Source organism: Mycobacterium tuberculosis H37Rv (assembly GCF_000195955.2).
Lineage (GTDB): Bacteria > Actinomycetota > Actinomycetes > Mycobacteriales > Mycobacteriaceae > Mycobacterium > Mycobacterium tuberculosis.
In genome coordinates this window covers 2346193-2368609 of record NC_000962.3, presented here as the reverse complement: position 1 = coordinate 2368609, position 22417 = coordinate 2346193, and the positions used below count along the sequence as shown (strand labels likewise).

Here is a 22417-nt window from a genome sequence, read left to right as displayed (position 1 = left end):
AGCGGTGATGGGGGTGCACGCCTTGAGCCGAGGCGGGAAAATATTATGCGCACTCTAGCCGGGTGTTGGGGATCGCACCGTGGGCCCTTCACTGTTGCCCTTGGGACTGCGGACACGTTGCGACGTCTCCAACGGCGACGCCCCCCGTTTCTTAGGATGTTCCCGAATCAAAACTTAGGATGTTCCTTGTATGAAAACGTGGGCTCCCCATCGTAGACGAGTCTGATGGTCCCCTCTTTGTCTACCTTGGTTACGAGTTCGATGGGCCCCCTCTCCTTGTTCACGTCGGGCACGAGATGGATGACCTCCTCTTTTGCGTTCTCGTTGTGATAGTCGAACACGGTGTTGAGCATCCAGGCCTCGTCGTAGTCGTCGGCCATCTCCGGTGGATCCTCAAAATGCGACGTCGACTGTATCGCCTCTTGCACGGCTTCCCAATAGTTCTCCATCACTAGCGCGTCTTGGAACCACATCTGTTCGTAGTCGGCCTCCTTGTCGGCGATCCTGGTGGAGAATTGCCCGAACCAGTTGATTGCCTTCAACACTGTGGTCTGCACGCGGTTCGCGCGCACCATCGCCGGCGGCACCATCGCCGCTCTAGCCTGCTCGTAGGCGTTCGCCGCTGCCGTGAGCTGGATCGCGGTCTTATGGGCGTGCTCGGCGGTCGTGGTCAGCCACTGCACATACGGCAAGGTCTGCTGTATCAAAGCCTGCGACGACTGACCCCTATACGACTCCAGCAACGTGTCGAGCGCTGACTGCAACCCCACCTTCGTCTTTTCCAGCTCACTGGCCAGAGCGTTCCATCCCTGGGCGGCGGCCAGTATCGGGCCAGAACCCGGGCCGAGATATATCCGGGTGGAGTTGATCTCGGGCGGCAACGCCCAGAAATTGGGCATAATTCGTTACTCCCTTGTACTCGCTGGTAGCCACTCGTGCGTAACTGGCGACACGTTAGAAACCTTCGTTGTTGGCGATCTCGACTTCCTCATACGCAAGCGCGCCATTCGCCAGGGTCCGGACCAATTTTCGATGAAAGGCCGTGCCCCGAGCGGCTTGCACCTGGTACTGCTGCCCGTGGCTACTAAAGAACAGCGATAACTTTTTTGATACGTAGTCGGCGGCCGGGGGAGGAACCTTGGTGGTCACCGAGGCCACCGCGGCATTGCTTACCGCCATGTGGGAACCAAGGGACTCCAGTGTCGCAGCTGCCGCCAACATCCCAAATGGGTCTACATTCACAAAGGACATGTGGTTTCTCCTCCTCGAAACTCAAAGAACCCGAGCTACTGCACAGGGAAAGATCAAGCGACCTAGTCACCTGCGCTCTTCCTCATTGGCTGCTTGGTAATGGTGCGAACTGCTTAAATCCGCCGAATAACGGAATCGAAGGGTACAAAGTGCGCCCACCGGTGGCCGGTGGTGAGATCATCCCGATTTCTCCCACCCGAAGGTGCGAAATGCACACAATGTCCTCTGCGGAATACCGCGGGCTGTAGGACTTTAAAACTTCCTGGTCTCAACCACGGGGAACACGCCACTGGTGCTTACCACAGTCAAGCCATCGGGAGCTACCCGCACCGGAACCACGACTCTTCTATTTCTATGTCATCTTTTACTTTTGGATGAGTCATAGTACTCCCTCTTGAACGCTTAGTTGCGTGACAAAATCGTACACCGAATACGGAACGTGGAAGTGCGTGATGTGCACCATAGTGTGTTAGGTATTTCGTGTACAAAATGTGGACAAGTAGTGCATGTCAAAGGGTTTGACAAATTAATGATTGGTCGCCCGTGATGCGAAGTCGCTCATGACGCATTCCTTACGGGCGGCCCAATCGTGAACCGCCCCGGTGAGTCCGGAGACTCTCTGATCTGAGACCTCAGCCGGCGGCTGGTCTCTGGCGTTGAGCGTAGTAGGCAGCCTCGAGTTCGACCGGCGGGACGTCGCCGCAGTACTGGTAGAGGCGGCGATGGTTGAACCAGTCGACCCAGCGCGCGGTGGCCAACTCGACATCCTCGATGGACCGCCAGGGCTTGCCGGGTTTGATCAGCTCGGTCTTGTATAGGCCGTTGATCGTCTCGGCTAGTGCATTGTCATAGGAGCTTCCGACCGCTCCGACCGACGGTTGGATGCCTGCCTCGGCGAGCCGCTCGCTGAACCGGATCGATGTGTACTGAGATCCCCTATCCGTATGGTGGATAACGTCTTTCAGGTCGAGTACGCCTTCTTGTTGGCGGGTCCAGATGGCTTGCTCGATCGCGTCGAGGACCATGGAGGTGGCCATCGTGGAAGCGACCCGCCAGCCCAGGATCCTGCGAGCGTAGGCGTCGGTGACAAAGGCCACGTAGGCGAACCCTGCCCAGGTCGACACATAGGTGAGGTCTGCTACCCACAGCCGGTTAGGTGCTGGTGGTCCGAAGCGGCGCTGGACGAGATCGGCGGGACGGGCTGTGGCCGGATCAGCGATCGTGGTCCTGCGGGCTTTGCCGCGGGTGGTCCCGGACAGGCCGAGTTTGGTCATCAGCCGTTCGACGGTGCATCTGGCCACCTCGATGCCCTCACGGTTCAGGGTTAGCCACACTTTGCGGGCACCGTAAACACCGTAGTTGGCGGCGTGGACGCGGCTGATGTGCTCCTTGAGTTCGCCATCGCGCAGCTCGCGGCGGCTGGGCTCCCGGTTGATGTGGTCGTAGTAGGTCGATGGGGCGATCGGCACACCCAGCTCGGTCAGCTGTGTGCAGATCGACTCGACACCCCACCGCAAACCATCGGGGCCCTCGCGGTGGCCCTGATGATCGGCGATGAACCGGGTAATTAGCGTGCTGGCCGGTCGAGCTCGGCCGCGAAGAAAGCCGACGCGGTCTTTAAAATCGCGTTCGCCCTTCGCAATTCGGCGTTGTCCCGCCGCAAGCGCTTCAGCTCAGCGGATTCTTCGGTCGTGGTCCCGGGCCGTGCGCCGGCATCGACCTGCGCCTGGCGCACCCACTTACGCACCGTCTCCGCGCAGCCAACACCAAGTAGACGGGCGACCTCACTGATCGCTGCCCACTCCGAATCGTGCTGACCGCGGATCTCTGCGACCATCCGCACCGCCCGCTCACGCAGCTCCGGCGGGTACCTCCTCGATGAACCACCTGACATGACCCCATCCTTTCCAAGAACTGGAGTCTCCGGACATGCCGGGGCGGTTCATCGCGCGGCTACAAAAAAGCTTGTATCACTAGCTAGAGTGGAGTCGGTTTGCTCGACTTCTGGTCACGACGTCCGTCGAACGAGCCGTGTCCGTGCCGAAGTGTTACCCCGAGTAGTTCCGCCGCAAAGTGCTCGACTTGGTGGCTGCCGGCCGCCCCAAGGCAGGCGCAAACGTTGCCAATGAGGGCATCCGCGAGTTGAAGACCTGAAGTGGCGATCCTCAAAAAGGTCCCGTGAGCTGTTGCGAGAGCCGCACGGACTAGAAGGCAGTAAGCGGCCATAGCAACGATGGCCGCAGAAGGACTTCCCGTGCAGAAGGCGTGTCGACTGCTCGAGGTCGCCGAGTCGGGCTACCGCGAATGACGTTCACGACCGTGGTGCTCAACCCACCCCTGGCCACCCTGGAGGTGGCCGTGCTCGACGCCGACCGGCTACGGCGCGCGTTTCGGCGCATCGCGGGTGCCGCGTTGGGAAAACGGCTGCGGGAACTGGATCGCAAAGATGCCAAGGGACACAAAGGGGTTCCACGGGCGCCAAAGACTCCCAGTCCGACGGCGAATCGCCGGATTAGTGACGGGCCCGCGCGCCGATTGACGAGATGCTGTCGACAATCTTGATGCTATGCTATCAAAATGCGGACGACTGTCACATTGGATGACGACGTCGAGCAGTTGGTAAGGCGCCGGATGGCCGAGCGGCAAGTGTCCTTCAAGAAGGCCCTCAACGACGCGATTCGCGACGGCGCCTCCGGGCGACCTGCGCCGAGTCACTTCAGCACCCGCACGGCAGACTTGGGCGTCCCTGCGGTCAACCTCGACCGGGCCTTGCAGCTTGCGGCCGACCTCGAGGACGAAGAGCTTGTGCGCCGTCAACGCCGCGGGTCATAGCGGTTGATGAAGATCGTCGACGCGAACGTCTTGCTCTACGCCGTGAACACCACAAGTGAGCACCACAAGCCGTCGCTGCGCTGGCTTGACGGTGCGCTGTCGGGCGCCGACCGCGTCGGGTTCGCCTGGGTGCCGTTGTTGGCGTTCGTGCGATTGGCGACCAAGGTGGGGTTGTTCCCCCGTCCGCTTCCGCGGGAGGCGGCCATCACCCAGGTCGCGGATTGGCTAGCCGCACCCAGCGCCGTCTTGGTGAATCCGACCGTCCGGCACGCCGATATCCTGGCGAGAATGCTGACGTACGTGGGAACCGGTGCCAACCTGGTCAACGACGCGCATCTGGCCGCGCTTGCCGTCGAGCATCGCGCCAGCATCGTGTCCTACGACAGTGACTTCGGCCGATTCGAAGGGGTGCGCTGGGATCAGCCGCCCGCGCTGTTGTGATGGTGCGTCAGGGCGTGATAGGCGGGTCGCAGGAGCTCGGTCAGCGGCCGTCCGCGGGCGCTGAGTCCGGTGTCGGGCAGCTGGTCGAGCAATGCCGTCGATGGGGTTGCCGGCGGGCTGGGGACATTGATGTCGGCCTGCCGGGCGTAATAGCGGTCTAGGCAGTCGGTGAGCGGCTGGGCCACTTGTTCGGCGTGGTCGGCGGCCGGTGCCGCTCCGTCGGCGCGGGCAGCGGCCAGGTTGGCCAGCAGATCCTCCCGCTCGCGGCCACGCCACGCCAGGATGGCGAACGGATCCTCGTCGAAGGACTCGGCCAGCAAGTAGAAGGTGGCGGCCAGGTGCTTGCATGGGACCGCGTAGTCGGGGCAGGAGCAGTCCAGTGATAGCTCTCGGGCGGTGCCGGGGAATAGCGACAGGCCCAGGCCGGCGAAGACGTCCTCGATGTCTTCGGGCATTTCGCCGGACAGCAATTTTGCTGCGTACCAAGCGTTTTCGGCCAGGGTTCGCTCGACGTGCGCCCATTGCGACTTGCCGAACGCCGGAATCCCGATGCGGATCCGGTACGGCCGGGCCCGGCTGCCCTGCACCAGCGCGGTGACCAAGCCGGCATCCACCTGCAGCGAGATCACCTGCCCCTTGCGCGCATAGCTGCGGCCACGCTGCAGCCGGTTACCCAGGCCGATGTCCTCCAGCACCGCAATGAACCGCTCCGACCACCAGGTCTGCGCGATCGCGCCGCGGGTGCTGCGCGCCTTGATCCCACCCTCGACCGGACGGGGCCGGGACGGTGGTGGATACCAGGTGCTACTCACCGACGGCGCCTTCGGACAGCGCGAACACCTCGCGCAGATCGCGGGTGGACAGTTCGGTCAGCCAGCCTTCGCCGTCGGTGACCACCAAGTCGGCCAGCGCCTTTTTCTCCTCGATCATTTCGTCGATCTTCTCCTCGAGGGTGCCGGTGCAGATGAACTTGCGGACCTGCACCGTGCGCCGCTGCCCGATCCGAAACGCCCGGTCCGTCGCCTGGTTCTCGACCGCCGGGTTCCACCAGCGGTCCAGGTGCACAACATGATTGGCGGCGGTGAGGTTCAGCCCGGTACCGCCCGCCTTCAACGACAGCAGAAAAATGGGCGGGCCGTCACCGGACTGGAACCGGGCCACCATCTCGTCACGCCGCTTCCTCGGGGTGCCACCGTGCAGGTAGGCAATGTCTCGGGCGGCACGGCCGAAGCGTGCGGCCAGGTGCGGCACCAGCAGCTCGGCGAACTCGGTGAACTGGGTAAAACACAGCACCCGGTCGCCCTCGGCCAGGATCTCTTCCAGGATCTCCTCGAGCCGGATCACCTTCCCGGACCGCCGACCGACCGGGGAGCGATCGTGCAGCAGCTGGGCGGGGTGGTTGCACACCTGTTTGAGCTTGGCCATCGCGGCCAGCACGTTGCCGCGCCGCTCGATCCCTTCGGTGTTTTCGATCTTTTCCATCATGTCGGCGACGACGGCCTGATACAGCGACGCCTGCTCGGTGGTGAGTTGGCAGTACTGCTTGATCTCGATCTTCTCCGGCAGATCGTCGATGATCGCCGGGTCGGTCTTGAGCCGGCGCAGGATGTAGGGCCGCGTCGATGCGCGCAGCCGTTCGGCCGGTTCGGTGTGCCCGTGCCGCTCGATCGGGATCGCGTAGCGGGTGCGGAAGCGTTCGGAGGATCCGAGCAGGCCCGGGTTGAGGAAGTCCATGATCGACCACAGCTCGGCGAGCCGGTTCTCCATCGGTGTCCCGGTCAGCGCGACCCGGTGCGCCGCGCGTAGCCGTCGCACCGCCTTGGCCGCCCGGGACAGGCTGTTCTTCACCGCCTGGGCCTCGTCCAGCACCACCCGGTTCCATTCGTATTCCGCCAGCTCGTCGATGTCGCGGGTGGCGGTGGTATAGGTGCTCACGACCAGGTCGGTGCGCTCGAGGTGGTCGCGCAACGCCTCGCCGTGCAGCCGGGCGCCCCCGTGGTGGGCGTACACCCGCAGGTTGGGTGCAAACCTGGCCGCTTCCTGCGGCCAGTTGCCCACCAACGACATCGGGCACAGTAGCAGTGTGGGTCCGACGCCGCGATCCTGGTGGCGCTGAACGGATTCCAAGGTTTCCAGGGCCAATAGCTGCACCGTCTTGCCCAGGCCCATGTCGTCGGCCAGGCAGCTGCCCAAACCGAGCGAGGACAAAAACGCCAGCCACGCCAGACCGCGCTGCTGGTAGGGACGCAGCGTCGCGGTGAATCCGTCGGGCGGGTCCAACGGCTGCAGCGACGCCGCGGCGGCCCCGGCGAGCAGGTCCCCGAGCCAGCCGTCGGCGCGTACGGCGGTGACCTCGAGCGGGGTGTCCACGTCGTCGGGGTGGCTGGCGGCCAGCGCGAGGATCTCGGCGGTGGTCTTGCGGCCGGTTGGCTTACGCTCCAAAAACTCCAGCCCGCGGCGCAGCTGTTCGGTATCGAGCGCGACCCACTGGCCACGCAGCCGGATCAGCGGGGACTTGGTTTCGGTCAGCGCCGCGATCTCCTCCTCGCTGAGCGGATCGTCGCCCACGGCCAGCTCCCAGCGGAACTCGACGAGCTGCTCGCGGCCGAACTTGCTGGCCTTGCCCACCACGCCGTCGACCGGGGTATATGCGGACAGGACCAAGCCCAGCTTGCGGCGGCGGTCCCACCAGGACGGCAGCAGCACGCCAAACCCAGCCTCGTCGAGCACCGCGGCCGTACCCGACAGGAATCGGTAGGCGCCGTCGGCGTCGAGCTCAAGCCCGGACGGGCACGCGGTGCGCAGCGCCGGGACGAGCTCGGGGAAAATCCGAGAGGCCCGGCCCAGTTCGGTCAGCAGCAGCTCCTGCGGCCGGTCCAGCCAGCGGCGCAGGCTGCCGTCGTCGTTCCATGCCTGCTCGGCGGGGACCAGCAGGCTGGGGTCCTGCGTCGACTGCAATAAGAACTCCAGCCTCCACAACGAGCCCGCGGGCGTCTCCTCGTTTTCGGTCTCGACTTCGGACAGCCGAAACGTCGCCCGCGCCGGGCCGACGGTGCCGATACCGACGTCGTCCCATGGCCGCAACGCCTCGGCCAGCGCGTCGAGTTCGTCGGGCTCCGCGTCGAACCGGCCGTCCGGGCAGGTCAACGCGGTCAGCCAAGCCTCCACGGCCCGATGCCGTTTGGAGCGACCCCGTCGCGGGGGCAGCAGGTCCATCGGTGACAGCGCCGCGCGCACGGCGGCGTCGACCATCGCGTCCAGAGCCGAGGTTGCCAGTTCGTGCGGGTCGTGCCCACCAACTTCGGCGCGGCAGACCGGCGGCATCGCCGAGACCAGCGAGGTCATCGCGACCACGTCGCGTCCCTGCAACACCGGACGCCAGCAGGCGGCCGCGCCGTGGGTGTCGCGGCGCAGCTGGGGCAGCACGCGACCACGCTCGACCAACTCGCGCGCGAAAACGGCCAGCTCGGCCAGGTAGTCGACGGACGCGCCGTAGCGGACGTCGGGGGCGGGCTGGTCGAAGGCGGCCAACGCCGCGGTGGGGTCCAGGTCCACCACCGGTACCGTCCACGCCAACAGCATCGGATCGGTTCGCGCGGCCGGGCGCGGGGCGAGCCGGATCAGCTCCGGCGAGTCCAGCGGCGCCGATCGCAACGACGGCAACAGCAAAACGGCGGTTGCGGGTTTGCCCGGATGTATGCCGGCGATCAGGTCAGCGGGCGCCGCGAACGGGTGTGGCCGCGCGGAGCGCAGCGCCTGACTCGGGCTCTTCACCAGCAGATCGGAGTCCTCCGCCCACAGCCGCATCCCGCCGGAGTTGGACCAGAAGCCGTGCAAAACCAGCATGCAGTCCTTCTCTCTTGTCGACGGAGCGGCCGGCACGTTTCGCGGTTCTCCTGCGTCGACTGCGGCGCCGCGACATCGACCGATCGTAGCGGTTGGTCTTCTTGGATAGGTGCGGCGACACGAGAACTCGTCGGTGGTGTCCAGAAGGGGCGTGACATCCAGAAGGGGTGTTTGACATGAGGTGGGAATAGCCGCCCATCAGAACGATGGTGGCTTGTTGCGTTCGGCCATGTACGCGTCGTTGAGGGCGCGTTCGGCGTTGATGCGGTGGGCCAGCTCGGCGGCTCGGGTCCGGCGCCGTCGCGGCATCATCAGGCCGCGTGCGTCGACGTTGACTGCTGCCGTTGATGTTTGGGGTAGTTCGGCGGTGGTGGTGTGCCAGGTGGGAAAGAAGATGCGGCTGCCGGGATGGGTAGTGTAGGTGTGGCCGTTGGGCGCGGTCCAGATGACCGTGCCATCGGGTAACTGCACATCCCGCCAGCCCGTCCAGAAAGTTTTCAAAAGGTGGTGTTTTCTACACGCGCACTTCAGATTTGATGGATGCGTCGGCCCCAACGGCCAGGGCGCCGAATGGTCGATATCACAAAACTCGGCGGGCACGTCACACCCGGGAAACCGGCACGTCAAATCCCGCATCCGGACGAATTCAGCCAGCTTGGCCGACGGCCGGTAGTGCGGCTCTGCTGCGAGATCGCCGGGATGGCGCACTTGGCTGATGGTGGCCCCACCCCGGATGAGTTCGGCCAGCAGCGGCGCGGGCACCACACCGCCGCCGGTGGTGATCAGCTCGGCCGGCGCGTGGGTGGCGGGGGGATCGGGTTCGGGGTCGGGTGTCAACGCCTCGAACAGGGTCGTCTCCGGGGTGAGGGGCCGCGAAGGGGGTTCGTCGCCGGATAGGTGTGGGTCGGGTTGTGCGTCAAGTGCTGAGGCGTCGGCGACGACGTGGATGACCACACCGGCGGCCCGCTCGTCGTTGCCGGCACCGGAGGGGCAGTCGGGCTTGCCGCAGCCGCACGCCAGGTGGTCGGCGCCGGCGGCCAGCGCGCCCAGCGCGTCGGCGCGGCGCTGGGCCAGGGTGCGCGGGTCATCCTCGCACACGCCGTGGGCCATCTCGGTGAGCCGGCGATCCAGCATCGCGGCGTCGGTGGCATACAGCCGGCCCCACAGCGCGGCGGTGCCGGCGTCCTCATCGGGATCACCGATGCATAGGTCGCGGGTGCGGGCCGAGATACGGCTGCGCCGCAGCGCCCCGGGATCGTAGCGATCGATCCAGGAGTCGATGGCCTTTTCCAGTTTGGGGGCCGACAGCGGCCCCCACGCGCCGGCGTGTTCGGCCAGGGCGGCATCGAGCAGACTCAGTGCGTGCGGGTCGCGAACGAGGTAGGTCCGCCAGGCGATGATCGAGAAAAGCCGCGCACCAAGATGCCCGGCCAAAAACAACGCCGCCACCTGGGGCAGCCGGTTCAGGGCAAGGCTCAGATGCATTTGTCCGGAGGCTTTGCCGTGGCTGATAGTCAACGCCGCAGCCACCTCCGCGGCCGCGCAGTCCCAGAAGTCACACGCCCAGTCGGCCCGCTGGTCCGCGCCGGTGCGCCGGCCGGTCAGCTCGGCGATCGCCGACAACCGCCGGGCGCTCGCAGCCGCCTCCACACGAGCGCAGTCCTCGATCGCGGCCACCAGCGCGCCATCATCGGATCGGCACAGCTCCGTCGGGTCCGGCAGCGATATCTCGAACATGTGTGCGATACTAGTAGCGGCCACCGACAGCACGACGGTTCGCGTCACGGGTCGTCTGAGAAGCCCCGCTGGGTGCGCTGCGGCGAACGACGGTTCGAACAGTGCCCCGGCCATCACCTTCGACCACTCGCGTTAACCACCAGCCATCGCCAATGCTGGCGCCGGCGCAGCGCTGAGCTGCGACGAATCTGGCGAACACCCCGACTGAGGGTGGGGGATCGCAATACGATATTCCTGCCATACGCATCGACGGTTCCGGCGCAGCCGGGTTATCGCGGGTTGGTGGGAGGTGCGCAATGTCGTTTGTGATTGCGAGCCCGGAGGCATTGCTGGCTGCGGCCACGGATTTAGCGGCCATCCGTTCGACCATCAGGGCAGCGAACGCGGCGGCGGCGGTCCCGACGACGGGGGCGTTGGCGCCCGCCGCCGATGAGGTGTCGGCGGGCATAGCGGCGCTATTTGGCGCCCAGGCCAGAGCTATCAAGCGGTCAGCGCCCAGGCGGCGGCGTTTCATGACCGGTTCGTCCAACTGCTTAACGCCGGTGGAGGTTCATATGCGAGCGCCGAGATTGCCAACGCGCAGCAGAACCTGCTGAACGCGGTGAACGCGCCCACCCAGACGCTGCTGGGGCGTCCGCTGGTCGGCGACGGCGCCGACGGGGCCAGTGGTCCGGTGGGACAGCCCGGCGGGGACGGCGGCATCTTGTGGGGCAACGGCGGCAACGGTGGCGACAGCACGAGCCCCGGGGTTGCCGGGGGAGCCGGCGGGTCAGCGGGGCTGATCGGCAACGGCGGCAGGGGCGGCAACGGTGCGCCCGGCGGTGCAGGAGGCAATGGCGGCCTGGGCGGATTGCTGCTGGGCAACGGGGGTGCCGGGGGAGTCGGCGGTACCGGTGACAACGGTGTGGGAGACCTCGGTGCTGGCGGCGGGGGAGGCGATGGCGGTTTGGGTGGACGGGCGGGGCTGATCGGTCACGGCGGTGCCGGCGGAAACGGTGGGGACGGTGGGCACGGCGGGAGCGGCAAGGCCGGCGGCAGTGGCGGCAGTGGCGGCTTCGGCCAGTTCGGTGGCGCCGGCGGGCTGCTGTACGGCAATGGAGGGGCGGCCGGTTCCGGCGGCAACGGTGGCGATGCAGGTACCGGCGTCTCCAGCGACGGTTTCGCCGGGTTGGGCGGCAGCGGTGGCCGGGGCGGCGACGCGGGGCTGATTGGTGTCGGCGGCGGCGGCGGCGGCAACGGCGGCGACCCAGGGCTCGGTGCGCGCCTGTTCCAGGTAGGTAGTCGCGGCGGCGACGGTGGGGTCGGCGGGTGGCTGTACGGCGATGGCGGCGGCGGCGGCGACGGCGGTAATGGGGGGCTGCCATTTATTGGCTCCACCAACGCCGGCAACGGCGGCAGCGCGCGGCTCATCGGCAACGGTGGTGCCGGCGGTAGCGGCGGGAGCGGCGCGCCTGGCTCGGTCAGCAGCGGTGGCGTCGGGGGCGCGGGCAACCCCGGCGGCAGCGGTGGCAACGGCGGCGTGTGGTACGGCAACGGTGGCGCCGGCGGGGCCGCCGGCCAAGGGGGGCCCGGCATGAACACCACCTCGCCCGGCGGGCCGGGCGGTGTCGGCGGGCACGGCGGCACCGCCATCTTGTTCGGCGACGGTGGCGCCGGTGGGGCTGGCGCCGCCGGCGGACCCGGTACTCCGGACGGGGCCGCGGGGCCCGGCGGCAGCGGCGGCACCGGCGGGCTGCTGTTCGGAGTCCCCGGCCCGTCCGGCCCGGACGGGTAACGGGCGTGGCTATCGCGCCGCCGCCAACCAACAACCAGTACCCTCAAATACGTGCAGCGTCGAATCATGGGCATCGAAACCGAGTTCGGTGTCACCTGCACATTTCACGGTCACCGTCGGCTGTCCCCGGACGAGGTGGCCCGCTACCTGTTTCGCCGTGTGGTGTCCTGGGGCCGCAGCTCCAACGTCTTCCTGCGTAACGGTGCGCGCCTGTATCTCGACGTGGGCAGTCATCCCGAGTACGCCACCGCCGAATGCGACAGCCTGGTGCAGCTGGTCACCCATGACCGGGCCGGTGAATGGGTGCTGGAAGACCTGCTCGTTGACGCCGAGCAGCGGCTGGCCGACGAGGGCATCGGCGGCGACATCTACCTGTTCAAGAACAACACCGATTCGGCGGGCAACTCCTACGGCTGCCACGAAAACTACCTGATCGTGCGGGCCGGTGAGTTCTCCCGGATCTCCGACGTGCTGCTGCCCTTCCTGGTCACCCGCCAGCTGATCTGCGGGGCCGGCAAGGTGCTGCAGACCCCCAAGGCCGCCACCTACTGCTTAAGCCAACGCGCCGAACACATTTGGGAGGGCGTCTCTAGCGCCACGACCCGATCCCGCCCCATTATCAACACCCGCGACGAGCCACATGCCGACGCCGAGAAGTACCGGCGGCTGCACGTCATCGTCGGCGACTCCAACATGTCCGAGACCACCACCATGCTCAAGGTGGGCACCGCGGCGCTCGTGCTGGAAATGATCGAAAGTGGAGTCGCCTTCCGTGATTTTTCCCTGGATAACCCGATCCGCGCCATCCGTGAGGTTAGCCATGATGTCACCGGTCGCCGGCCGGTGCGGTTGGCCGGAGGCCGTCAGGCCAGCGCGCTGGACATCCAGCGGGAGTACTACACCCGCGCAGTCGAGCACTTGCAGACTCGGGAGCCCAACGCGCAGATCGAGCAGGTCGTCGACCTGTGGGGCCGCCAACTCGATGCCGTCGAAAGCCAGGATTTCGCCAAGGTCGACACCGAAATCGACTGGGTGATCAAACGCAAGCTGTTTCAGCGTTATCAGGACCGCTATGACATGGAGTTGTCCCACCCGAAGATCGCTCAGCTGGATCTGGCCTACCACGACATCAAGCGCGGACGCGGGATCTTTGATCTCCTGCAGCGCAAAGGGTTGGCCGCGCGCGTCACCACCGACGAAGAAATCGCGGAGGCCGTCGATCAGCCCCCACAGACCACCCGGGCCCGGCTGCGCGGTGAGTTCATCAGCGCCGCGCAGGAGGCGGGACGTGATTTCACCGTCGACTGGGTACATCTCAAACTCAACGACCAGGCGCAGCGCACCGTGCTGTGCAAAGACCCGTTCCGGGCGGTCGATGAGCGGGTTAAGCGGCTGATCGCGAGCATGTAGCACCACCAATGGCGACCTCGAAAGTCGAACGGCTGGTCAATCTCGTCATAGCCTTGCTGTCCACTCGTGGCTACATCACTGCGGAGAAGATCAGGTCCAGCGTGGCAGGCTATTCGGACAGCCCCAGCGTTGAGGCGTTCTCCCGGATGTTCGAGCGCGACAAGAACGAGCTGCGTGACCTCGGCATTCCGCTCGAGGTCGGCAGGGTCTCGGCGTTGGAGCCCACCGAGGGCTATCGCATCAACCGCGACGCCTACGCCCTGTCGCCTGTCGAGCTGACCCCGGATGAGGCGGCCGCGGTAGCCGTCGCCACCCAGCTGTGGGAGTCACCGGAGTTGATCACCGCGACCCAGGGCGCGTTGCTGAAGCTGCGGGCCGCCGGGGTGGACGTCGATCCCTTGGATACCGGGGCACCGGTGGCCATCGCGTCGGCGGCGGCCGTTTCGGGACTGCGCGGCTCTGAGGACGTTCTCGGAATCTTGTTGTCGGCCATCGATTCCGGGCAGGTGGTGCAGTTCTCTCATCGATCGTCGCGCGCAGAGCCGTACACCGTTCGGACCGTCGAGCCGTGGGGTGTGGTTACCGAGAAGGGCCGCTGGTATCTGGTCGGCCACGACCGCGACCGGGATGCAACCCGCGTCTTCCGGCTGTCCCGGATCGGAGCGCAGGTGACGCCAATCGGGCCGGCCGGCGCAACCACCGTGCCTGCCGGTGTGGACCTACGCAGCATCGTGGCGCAGAAGGTGACGGAGGTGCCGACCGGTGAGCAAGCCACGGTATGGGTAGCCGAGGGTCGGGCCACCGCGTTGCGACGTGCCGGGCGGTCCGCCGGGCCGCGACAACTTGGTGGTCGCGATGGCGAGGTGATCGAGCTTGAGATTCGATCCAGCGACCGGCTGGCGCGTGAGATCACCGGCTATGGGGCCGACGCAATCGTGCTGCAGCCCGGGTCTCTGCGCGACGATGTGCTGGCCCGACTACGCGCGCAAGCCGGAGCACTGGCATGAGCGCCCTGTCCACCCGGCTGGTGCGGCTGCTCAACATGGTGCCGTACTTCCAGGCCAACCCCCGGATCACCCGCGCCGAGGCCGCCGCCGAGCTGGGTGTCACCGCCAAGCAGCTGGAGGAGGACCTCAACCAGCTGTGGATGTGCGGCCTTCCGGGCTATTCCCCGGGTGACCTCATCGACTTCGAATTCTGCGGTGACACCATCGAGGTGACGTTCTCGGCGGGCATCGACCGGCCGTTAAAGCTCACATCGCCGGAGGCCACCGGGCTGCTGGTGGCGTTGCGGGCGCTAGCGGACATTCCCGGCGTGGTTGACCCGCAGGCGGCGCGCAGCGCCATCGCCAAGATCGCCGCCGCGGCCGGCGCGGTGGCCGCCGTTGCCGAACAGGCACCCACAGAAAGCCCGGCCGCCGCGGCCGTACGGGCCGCGGTGCGGAACAGTCGGGCGCTGACCATCGACTATTACGCCGCGTCGCATGACACCCTCACCACTCGGATCGTGGATCCCATCCGGGTGCTGTTGATCGGCGGGCACAGCTATTTGGAGGCCTGGTCGCGTGAGGCCGAAGGGGTTCGCCTGTTCCGTTTCGACCGGATTGTCGATGCCGCCGAGTTGGGCGAGCCCGCGGTTCCGCCGGAATCGGCACGGCAGGCGCCACCGGACACGTCGCTGTTCGACGGTGACCTATCGCTGCCGTCGGCGACGTTGCGGGTGGCACCGTCGGCCTCGTGGATGCTGGAGTACTACCCGATTCGGGAGCTACGACAGCTGCCGGACGGCTCCTGTGAGGTGGCCATGACCTACGCCTCTGAGGATTGGATGACGCGCCTATTGCTGGGCTTCGGTTCGGACGTGCGCGTTCTGGCGCCGGAGTCGCTCGCTCAGCGGGTTCGCGACGCCGCGACGGCCGCGCTGGATGCATACCAGGCAGCTGCGCCGCCGTGACGGCGCGAAATCTCCGGGTGCCGCGGCCGCTGCGGTAGCATCGGGTCAACGTCTGGAGGTAATCAAAGTGGGCAGTCTGAGTCCGTGGCATTGGGCGATCCTCGCTGTCGTGGTGATCGTGTTGTTCGGTGCCAAGAAGCTCCCCGATGCGGCGCGCTCGTTGGGCAAGTCATTGCGAATCTTTAAGTCCGAGGTCCGTGAACTGCAGAACGAGAACAAAGCGGAAGCGTCTATCGAGACCCCCACGCCGGTGCAATCGCAGCGTGTCGACCCCTCAGCGGCGTCTGGTCAAGACAGCACCGAGGCTCGGCCGGCTTAGCTCGGGCGTCGCTTCAGTGCGCGCCGCCGGTCTTCTCAAACGGCTCAACCCACGTAACAGGCGCAGCCGCGTCAATCCTGACGCGACGATGTCGCTGGTCGACCACCTGACCGAGTTACGCACCAGGTTGCTGATCTCCCTGGCCGCGATCTTGGTCACCACAATCTTCGGGTTCGTCTGGTATTCGCATTCGATTTTCGGGTTGGACAGCCTCGGAGAGTGGCTGCGGCATCCCTACTGTGCCCTGCCGCAGTCGGCCCGGGCGGATATCAGCGCCGACGGAGAGTGCCGTTTGTTGGCCACCGCGCCGTTCGACCAGTTCATGTTGCGGCTCAAGGTCGGGATGGCCGCCGGCATTGTGCTGGCTTGCCCGGTGTGGTTCTACCAGCTGTGGGCGTTCATCACGCCTGGTCTCTACCAGAGGGAGCGCCGCTTCGCGGTGGCCTTCGTGATCCCAGCAGCGGTGCTGTTCGTCGCCGGTGCCGTACTGGCCTACCTGGTGTTGTCCAAGGCGTTGGGCTTTTTGTTGACCGTCGGCAGCGACGTGCAGGTGACCGCGCTGTCTGGCGACCGCTACTTTGGCTTTCTGCTCAACCTGCTGGTGGTGTTCGGGGTCAGCTTCGAATTCCCCCTGCTGATCGTGATGCTGAACCTGGCGGGCCTGCTGACCTATGAGCGGCTCAAGTCTTGGCGGCGCGGGTTGATCTTTGCGATGTTCGTCTTCGCGGCGATCTTCACGCCCGGATCCGATCCGTTCTCGATGACCGCGCTCGGTGCGGCGTTGACCGTGCTGCTAGAGCTCGCCATTCAGATCGCCCGCGTGCATGACAAGCGAAAAGCCAAGCGCGAAGCCGCGATTCCCGACGACGAAGCTTCGGTCATCGACCCGCCCTCGCCGGTGCCGGCGCCATCGGTCATCGGATCTCATGACGACGTCACGTAGGCCCGCTAGCCGCGAGCGGGCGCGGTCAACTGGCGAGGCGGCGGCGACGTGACTGAGCTGGCCGAGCTGGACCGGTTCACCGCGGAACTACCGTTCTCGCTCGACGACTTTCAGCAGCGGGCTTGCAGCGCGCTGGAACGCGGCCACGGTGTGCTGGTGTGCGCGCCGACCGGCGCTGGCAAGACGGTGGTCGGCGAGTTCGCCGTGCACCTGGCGCTGGCGGCCGGCAGTAAATGTTTCTACACCACGCCGCTGAAAGCCCTGAGCAACCAAAAGCACACCGATCTCACAGCACGCTACGGCCGTGACCAGATCGGGCTGCTGACCGGTGACCTGTCGGTCAACGGCAACGCGCCGGTGGTGGTGATGACCACCGAAGTGCTGCGCAACATGCTCTACGCGGATTCGCCTGCGCTGCAGGGGCTTTCCTATGTGGTGATGGATGAGGTGCATTTCCTCGCCGACCGGATGCGGGGTCCGGTGTGGGAGGAGGTGATCCTGCAACTGCCCGACGACGTGCGGGTGGTCAGCCTGTCGGCGACGGTGAGCAACGCCGAGGAGTTCGGCGGTTGGATCCAGACGGTGCGGGGCGACACCACGGTGGTGGTCGACGAGCATCGGCCGGTGCCGTTGTGGCAACACGTCTTGGTGGGCAAGCGCATGTTCGACCTGTTCGATTACCGGATCGGCGAAGCCGAAGGGCAGCCCCAAGTCAACCGCGAGTTGCTGCGCCACATCGCGCATCGCCGTGAGGCCGACCGGATGGCCGATTGGCAGCCTCGGCGCCGAGGCTCGGGCCGGCCCGGCTTCTACCGGCCACCCGGCCGACCCGAGGTGATCGCCAAACTCGACGCTGAAGGGCTGTTGCCGGCGATCACCTTCGTGTTCTCCCGGGCCGGTTGTGACGCCGCGGTCACCCAATGCCTGCGGTCACCGCTGCGGTTGACCAGCGAAGAGGAGCGCGCACGGATCGCCGAGGTGATCGACCACCGCTGCGGTGACCTGGCCGACTCCGACCTGGCGGTACTCGGCTACTACGAATGGCGGGAAGGGTTACTGCGCGGTCTGGCCGCCCACCACGCGGGCATGTTGCCGGCCTTCCGGCACACGGTGGAGGAGCTGTTCACCGCCGGTTTGGTCAAGGCTGTATTCGCCACCGAGACTCTGGCGCTCGGTATCAACATGCCGGCCCGCACGGTGGTGCTGGAGCGGCTGGTGAAGTTCAACGGTGAGCAGCACATGCCGCTGACGCCGGGGGAGTACACCCAACTGACCGGTCGCGCCGGCCGGCGCGGTATCGACGTCGAGGGTCACGCGGTGGTGATCTGGCACCCGGAAATTGAACCGTCCGAGGTGGCGGGCCTGGCCTCCACCCGCACCTTTCCGCTGCGCAGCTCGTTTGCCCCGTCGTACAACATGACGATCAACCTGGTGCACCGGATGGGTCCGCAACAGGCGCACCGACTGCTCGAGCAGTCGTTCGCCCAATATCAGGCCGACCGATCCGTGGTCGGACTGGTCCGCGGAATTGAGCGGGGCAACAGGATACTCGGCGAGATCGCAGCCGAACTGGGCGGATCTGATGCGCCCATCCTCGAATACGCTCGATTGCGCGCGCGGGTGTCCGAGCTGGAACGTGCGCAGGCCCGCGCGTCGCGGTTACAGCGACGGCAGGCGGCCACCGATGCGCTGGCCGCGCTGCGCCGCGGTGACATCATCACCATCACCCACGGCCGCCGCGGTGGTCTGGCCGTCGTCCTGGAATCAGCCCGCGACCGCGACGACCCGCGTCCGCTGGTGCTAACCGAACACCGATGGGCGGGACGGATCTCCTCGGCCGACTACTCGGGCACGACGCCGGTGGGGTCGATGACGCTGCCCAAGCGGGTGGAGCACCGCCAGCCGCGGGTCCGGCGTGACCTGGCCTCGGCGCTGCGATCGGCAGCCGCGGGTCTGGTTATTCCAGCCGCCCGGCGCGTCAGCGAGGCCGGCGGGTTTCACGATCCGGAGCTGGAGTCGTCGCGCGAACAATTGCGCCGTCATCCGGTGCATACCTCGCCCGGGCTCGAGGACCAGATCCGCCAGGCCGAGCGTTACTTACGCATCGAACGCGACAACGCGCAATTAGAGAGGAAGGTCGCCGCCGCCACCAACTCGTTGGCCCGCACGTTCGACCGATTCGTCGGGCTGCTCACCGAACGGGAGTTCATCGATGGCCCGGCCACTGATCCCGTGGTCACCGACGACGGCCGGCTGCTGGCGCGGATTTACAGCGAGAGCGACCTGTTGGTGGCCGAGTGCCTACGTACAGGTGCGTGGGAGGGTTTAAAGCCGGCCGAATTGGCGGGGGTGGTGTCGGCGGTGGTCTACGAGACGCGCGGTGGTGACGGCCAGGGCGCCCCGTTCGGAGCCGATGTGCCCACACCGCGGTTACGGCAGGCTCTGACTCAGACATCAAGGCTGTCCACGACATTGCGCGCCGACGAGCAGGCACACCGCATCACCCCGAGTCGCGAACCCGACGATGGCTTTGTCAGAGTCATCTACCGCTGGTCGCGAACCGGTGATCTAGCGGCGGCATTGGCCGCTGCCGACGTGAACGGCAGCGGATCACCGTTATTGGCAGGGGATTTCGTGCGTTGGTGCCGTCAGGTGCTCGATCTGCTGGACCAAGTTCGTAACGCTGCGCCCAACCCCGAACTGCGGGCTACCGCAAAGCGCGCTATCGGTGACATTCGGCGCGGCGTCGTCGCGGTTGACGCCGGGTAGGCTGGGCCAGAGTTACGGTTAACACAGACTGAGGAGAAGCGATGAGCGGACCGCAGGGATCGGACCCAAGGCAGCCGTGGCAGCCGCCCGGCCAGGGCGCCGACCATTCCTCGGACCCCACCGTGGCCGCGGGATATCCCTGGCAGCAGCAGCCGACCCAGGAGGCGACGTGGCAGGCCCCGGCGTACACACCGCAGTACCAACAGCCGGCTGACCCGGCGTACCCGCAGCAGTACCCGCAGCCCACACCCGGCTATGCGCAGCCCGAACAGTTCGGTGCACAGCCCACCCAGCTCGGCGTGCCCGGTCAGTACGGCCAATACCAGCAGCCGGGCCAATATGGCCAGCCGGGACAGTACGGCCAGCCCGGCCAGTACGCACCGCCCGGTCAGTACCCCGGGCAATACGGCCCGTATGGCCAGTCGGGTCAGGGGTCGAAGCGTTCGGTTGCGGTGATCGGCGGCGTGATCGCCGTGATGGCCGTGCTGTTCATCGGCGCGGTTCTAATACTCGGCTTCTGGGCACCCGGATTCTTCGTCACCACCAAGCTGGACGTCATTAAGGCGCAGGCCGGTGTGCAGCAGGTTCTCACCGATGAGACCACGGGGTACGGCGCCAAGAACGTCAAAGACGTCAAGTGCAACAACGGTTCAGACCCCACGGTCAAAAAGGGCGCCACCTTCGAATGCACGGTGAGCATCGACGGCACCTCAAAGCGCGTGACCGTGACCTTCCAGGACAACAAGGGCACCTACGAGGTCGGCCGGCCACAGTAATCGTCATCCGGGCAGCGTGTCGAGCGCTTTTTGTAGTCGCGCGATCGAGGATTCAACCCCGAATCGGGTCGCCAGCTCGGCGGTGCGCTCCGGGTCAGCTGCGACCAGCGGGAACCTGTCGGTGGGTGTCGACAGCGTGACCGGTGCGTCGGTGGCGACCCGCACCACCCGGTCGGCGGCCTTGATGTAGGCCGACGCGGCAAGCAGTTTGGTACGTAGGCCCTTGGCCATCGTGGTCTTGCGGTCGTCGGCGGCCGCCATGATCTGATCTAGCGAGCCGTGTCGGGCCAGTAGGGTAGCGGCGGTCTTCTCGCCGACGCCTGGCACGCCGGGTAGGCCGTCGGACGGATCGCCACGCAGCAGCGCGAGTTCGGCGTAGGCCGCGCCGGCGCGATGTGCCGGCAACCCGTAGCGCTCGGCGACCTCGGCCGGTCCGAACAAGGTGGCCTTGGCAAGGCCGCGGCCCAGGTAGAGCACCCGGACCGGGACCGGATCGTCGGCGACCACTTGCAGCAGGTCGCGGTCTCCGCTGACCACGATTACCGGGTCGCGGCGCTCCCGGGTTGCCAGCGTGCCCAGCACGTCGTCGGCTTCGAATCCCGGGGCGCCTGCCATCGCGATCCCGAACGCGTCCAGTAACTCCATGATCATGTCGACCTGCGGGGTCAGCTCGTCGGGCACCTCCTCGACGTCGGGCTGGCCGTTGGGCTCAGGCTCAGCCACCCGGTGTGCCTTGTATGACGGGATCAGGTCCACCCGGAACTGCGGGCGCCAATCCAAGTCGAGGCAGACCGCCAGCCGGTTTGGCCGCTGCTGTGTGATCACCACCGCCATGGAGTCGATGAAGCCGCGTACGGCGTTGACCGGCCGGCCATCCGGAGCGGTGATCGATGATGGCACACCGAAGAACGAGCGGAACCACATGCTGGCGCCGTCCAGTAGCACCAGTGGCGATCGCAAGCGCGGCGGAGCCGGGTGCAGCGGGTCGCCACTTGTTGGGTCCAGTGGCGATCGCAAGCGCGGCGGAGCCGGGTGCAGCGGGTCGCCACTTGTTGGGTCCAGTGGCGATCGCAAGCGCGGCGGAGCCGGGTGCAGCGGGTCGCCACTTGTTGGGTCCAGTGGCGATCGCAAGCGCGGCGGAGCCGGGTGCGGCGGGTCGCCACGCATCGGATCGGGTGCGGGCATGCGGGCTATCTTGCCAGCGCTCGCGAACGCGCGGTTAACCTGGCTGACATGGGTTCTCGCCGATTCGACGCCGAGGTTTATGCACGGCGGCTGGCTTTAGCGGCGGCCGCGACGGCGGACGCCGGTCTGGCGGGTCTGGTGATAACTCCCGGCTACGACCTGTGTTACCTCATCGGGTCGCGAGCGGAGACGTTCGAGCGGCTCACCGCGTTGGTGTTGCCGGCCGCCGGTGCGCCGGCGGTTGTGCTGCCGCGGCTGGAGCTCGCCGCCCTCAAGCAATCCGCCGCAGCGGAATTGGGTCTGCGCGTGTGCGATTGGGTCGACGGTGACGACCCCTACGGGTTGGTGAGTGCCGTGTTGGGCGGAGCTCCGGTAGCGACCGCGGTCACCGATTCCATGCCGGCGTTGCACATGTTGCCGCTGGCCGACGCACTGGGTGTGCTGCCGGTATTGGCCACCGACGTGCTGCGCAGGCTGCGGATGGTCAAGGAGGAAACCGAGATCGACGCGCTGCGTAAGGCCGGCGCGGCGATCGATCGAGTGCATGCCCGAGTGCCGGAGTTTCTGGTCCCGGGCCGAACGGAAGCCGACGTAGCCGCCGACATCGCCGAAGCAATTGTCGCCGAAGGGCATTCGGAGGTAGCGTTCGTCATCGTGGGTTCCGGGCCGCACGGCGCCGACCCGCATCACGGATATTCGGACCGCGAATTGCGGGAGGGTGACATCGTTGTCGTCGACATCGGCGGCACGTATGGGCCTGGATACCACTCCGACTCCACCCGAACCTACAGCATCGGCGAGCCTGATTCTGATGTAGCGCAGTCATATTCGATGTTGCAGCGAGCCCAGCGGGCGGCGTTCGAGGCCATCCGCCCAGGGGTGACAGCGGAGCAGGTGGACGCCGCCGCGCGTGACGTGCTCGCCGAGGCCGGGCTCGCGGAGTATTTTGTGCACCGCACCGGGCACGGCATCGGGCTGTGCGTGCACGAGGAGCCCTATATCGTCGCCGGCAATGACCTGGTGTTGGTTCCCGGCATGGCGTTTTCCATCGAGCCGGGAATCTATTTCCCGGGCCGGTGGGGCGCCCGCATCGAGGACATCGTGATCGTGACCGAGGACGGTGCTGTGTCTGTCAACAACTGCCCGCACGAGTTGATCGTGGTGCCGGTGTCCTAGGCCA

The 22417-nt window shown here is 66.5% G+C and carries 17 protein-coding genes, 2 pseudogenes and 5 other annotated features; of the genes and pseudogenes, 13 read left to right on the top strand and 6 right to left on the bottom strand.

The genetic code is table 11. From position 1 onward, the window contains the following. Window positions 1-167 precede the first annotated feature (167 nt). Window positions 168-899, bottom strand: a complete 732-nt coding sequence (PPE36, locus tag Rv2108; protein YP_177859.1) for a PPE family protein PPE36 — start codon at window positions 897-899, stop codon at window positions 168-170. Between the two features lie 55 nt (window positions 900-954). Beyond that, the gene (gene PE22 / locus Rv2107) at window positions 955-1251 is read right to left on the bottom strand and encodes a PE family protein PE22 (RefSeq protein YP_177858.1); all 297 of its coding nucleotides are present in this window, start codon (window positions 1249-1251) and stop codon (window positions 955-957) included. Between the two features lie 590 nt (window positions 1252-1841). Next, window positions 1842-1869: a repeat region (28bp inverted repeat at the right end of IS6110,TGAACCGCCCCGGTGAGTCCGGAGACTC), on the top strand. Beyond that, window positions 1842-3196: a mobile genetic element (IS6110-5, len: 1355 nt. Insertion sequence IS6110.), on the bottom strand. It overlaps the preceding feature by 28 nt. Then, window positions 3169-3196, bottom strand: a repeat region (28bp inverted repeat at the left end of IS6110,TGAACCGCCCCGGCATGTCCGGAGACTC). (Overlaps the previous feature by 28 nt.) Before the next feature lie 359 nt (window positions 3197-3555). On the opposite strand from PE22, the gene Rv2104a reads away from it, so the two are divergent. The 3 genes from Rv2104a to vapC37 are packed head-to-tail and all read left to right on the top strand — an operon-like array spanning window position 3556 to window position 4524. Beyond that, the gene (locus Rv2104a) at window positions 3556-3813 is read left to right on the top strand and encodes a hypothetical protein (protein ID YP_009030035.1); all 258 of its coding nucleotides are present in this window, start codon (window positions 3556-3558) and stop codon (window positions 3811-3813) included. Between the two features lie 15 nt (window positions 3814-3828). Next, window positions 3829-4083, top strand: coding sequence for an antitoxin VapB37 (vapB37, locus tag Rv2104c; RefSeq protein NP_216620.1), 255 nt, complete (start codon window positions 3829-3831; stop codon window positions 4081-4083). Between the two features lie 6 nt (window positions 4084-4089). Continuing rightward, a complete protein-coding gene (vapC37, locus tag Rv2103c; RefSeq protein ID NP_216619.1) occupies window positions 4090-4524 on the top strand; it encodes a ribonuclease VapC37 in 435 nt (144 codons plus the stop codon). On the opposite strand, the gene Rv2102 is transcribed toward vapC37, so the two are convergent. The 3 genes from Rv2102 to Rv2100 all read right to left on the bottom strand — a co-directional run bounded on the left by Rv2102 (window position 4503) and on the right by Rv2100 (window position 10221). Beyond that, window positions 4503-5219 carry a hypothetical protein gene (locus Rv2102; protein NP_216618.1) on the bottom strand — a complete coding sequence of 239 codons (717 nt, stop codon included), beginning with the start codon at window positions 5217-5219 and terminating at the stop codon, window positions 4503-4505. The two genes, vapC37 and Rv2102, sit on opposite strands and share 22 nt — an antisense overlap. Before the next feature lie 109 nt (window positions 5220-5328). Beyond that, the gene (gene helZ / locus Rv2101; protein ID NP_216617.2) at window positions 5329-8370 is read right to left on the bottom strand and encodes a helicase HelZ; all 3042 of its coding nucleotides are present in this window, start codon (window positions 8368-8370) and stop codon (window positions 5329-5331) included. Between the two features lie 198 nt (window positions 8371-8568). Beyond that, window positions 8569-10221 (bottom strand): hypothetical protein, encoded by a 1653-nt coding sequence (locus Rv2100; RefSeq protein NP_216616.1) that lies wholly within the window; start codon window positions 10219-10221, stop codon window positions 8569-8571. 182 nt (window positions 10222-10403) lie between these two features. Then, window positions 10404-10577: a sequence feature (Member of the Mycobacterium tuberculosis PE family, PGRS subfamily of ala-, gly-rich proteins), on the top strand. On the opposite strand from Rv2100, the pseudogene PE21 reads away from it, so the two are divergent. From PE21 to Rv2091c, 9 genes and pseudogenes are all read left to right on the top strand, one after another. Next, window positions 10404-10577, top strand: a pseudogene (PE21, locus tag Rv2099c). Its footprint overlaps the feature before it by 174 nt. Continuing rightward, window positions 10577-11881 (top strand) — a sequence feature (Member of the Mycobacterium tuberculosis PE family, PGRS subfamily of ala-, gly-rich proteins). Its footprint overlaps the pseudogene before it by 1 nt. Then, window positions 10577-11881: pseudogene (PE_PGRS36, locus tag Rv2098c) on the top strand. Its footprint overlaps the feature before it by 1305 nt. Before PE21 ends, PE_PGRS36 begins: the two co-directional pseudogenes overlap by 1 nt. A gap of 51 nt (window positions 11882-11932) precedes the next feature. After that, window positions 11933-13291 carry a proteasome accessory factor PafA gene (gene pafA, locus Rv2097c; protein ID NP_216613.1) on the top strand — a complete coding sequence of 453 codons (1359 nt, stop codon included), beginning with the start codon at window positions 11933-11935 and terminating at the stop codon, window positions 13289-13291. An 8-nt stretch (window positions 13292-13299) separates the two neighbouring features. Beyond that, window positions 13300-14298, top strand: coding sequence for a proteasome accessory factor B (pafB, locus tag Rv2096c; RefSeq protein ID NP_216612.1), 999 nt, complete (start codon window positions 13300-13302; stop codon window positions 14296-14298). Beyond that, complete coding sequence (gene pafC / locus Rv2095c) at window positions 14295-15245, top strand: proteasome accessory factor C (protein NP_216611.1); 951 nt, start codon at window positions 14295-14297, stop codon at window positions 15243-15245. The genes pafB and pafC overlap by 4 nt, the downstream gene beginning before the upstream one ends. A 67-nt stretch (window positions 15246-15312) precedes the next feature. Then, window positions 15313-15564, top strand: a complete 252-nt coding sequence (gene tatA / locus Rv2094c) for a Sec-independent protein translocase membrane-bound protein TatA (protein ID NP_216610.1) — start codon at window positions 15313-15315, stop codon at window positions 15562-15564. 16 nt (window positions 15565-15580) lie between these two features. After that, on the top strand, window positions 15581-16507 hold the full coding sequence (gene tatC, locus Rv2093c) for a Sec-independent protein translocase transmembrane protein TatC (RefSeq protein NP_216609.1): 927 nt from the start codon (window positions 15581-15583) through the stop codon (window positions 16505-16507). Window positions 16508-16555: 48 nt separating this feature from the next. Beyond that, complete coding sequence (gene helY, locus Rv2092c; RefSeq protein ID NP_216608.1) at window positions 16556-19276, top strand: ATP-dependent DNA helicase HelY; 2721 nt, start codon at window positions 16556-16558, stop codon at window positions 19274-19276. A 41-nt stretch (window positions 19277-19317) separates the two neighbouring features. Then, window positions 19318-20052 (top strand): membrane protein, encoded by a 735-nt coding sequence (locus tag Rv2091c; protein ID NP_216607.1) that lies wholly within the window; start codon window positions 19318-19320, stop codon window positions 20050-20052. Between the two features lie 3 nt (window positions 20053-20055). On the opposite strand, the gene Rv2090 is transcribed toward Rv2091c, so the two are convergent. Then, complete coding sequence (locus Rv2090; RefSeq protein NP_216606.1) at window positions 20056-21237, bottom strand: 5'-3' exonuclease; 1182 nt, start codon at window positions 21235-21237, stop codon at window positions 20056-20058. Between the two features lie 48 nt (window positions 21238-21285). Here Rv2090 and pepE point away from each other — a divergent pair, with 48 nt between their 5' ends. Beyond that, window positions 21286-22413 carry a dipeptidase PepE gene (gene pepE / locus Rv2089c; protein NP_216605.1) on the top strand — a complete coding sequence of 376 codons (1128 nt, stop codon included), beginning with the start codon at window positions 21286-21288 and terminating at the stop codon, window positions 22411-22413. Window positions 22414-22417: the final 4 nt, after the last annotated feature.

Excerpts from the sequence above, each read along its gene's own strand:
- PE22 (YP_177858.1), bottom strand. The coding sequence starts at position 1,251 with ATGTCCTTTGTGAATGTAGACCCATTTGGGATGTTGGCGGCAGCTGCG.
- Rv2091c (NP_216607.1), top strand. The coding sequence starts at position 19,318 with ATGAGCGGACCGCAGGGATCGGACCCAAGGCAGCCGTGGCAGCCGCCC.
- pepE (NP_216605.1), top strand. The coding sequence starts at position 21,286 with ATGGGTTCTCGCCGATTCGACGCCGAGGTTTATGCACGGCGGCTGGCT.
- Rv2104a (YP_009030035.1), top strand. The coding sequence starts at position 3,556 with ATGACGTTCACGACCGTGGTGCTCAACCCACCCCTGGCCACCCTGGAG.
- helZ (NP_216617.2), bottom strand. The coding sequence starts at position 8,370 with ATGCTGGTTTTGCACGGCTTCTGGTCCAACTCCGGCGGGATGCGGCTG.
- pafC (NP_216611.1), top strand. The coding sequence starts at position 14,295 with ATGAGCGCCCTGTCCACCCGGCTGGTGCGGCTGCTCAACATGGTGCCG.
- PPE36 (YP_177859.1), bottom strand. The coding sequence starts at position 899 with ATGCCCAATTTCTGGGCGTTGCCGCCCGAGATCAACTCCACCCGGATA.
- vapC37 (NP_216619.1), top strand. The coding sequence starts at position 4,090 with ATGAAGATCGTCGACGCGAACGTCTTGCTCTACGCCGTGAACACCACA.
- Rv2100 (NP_216616.1), bottom strand. The coding sequence starts at position 10,221 with ATGGCCGGGGCACTGTTCGAACCGTCGTTCGCCGCAGCGCACCCAGCG.
- vapB37 (NP_216620.1), top strand. The coding sequence starts at position 3,829 with ATGCGGACGACTGTCACATTGGATGACGACGTCGAGCAGTTGGTAAGG.
- Rv2090 (NP_216606.1), bottom strand. The coding sequence starts at position 21,237 with ATGCCCGCACCCGATCCGATGCGTGGCGACCCGCCGCACCCGGCTCCG.
- pafB (NP_216612.1), top strand. The coding sequence starts at position 13,300 with ATGGCGACCTCGAAAGTCGAACGGCTGGTCAATCTCGTCATAGCCTTG.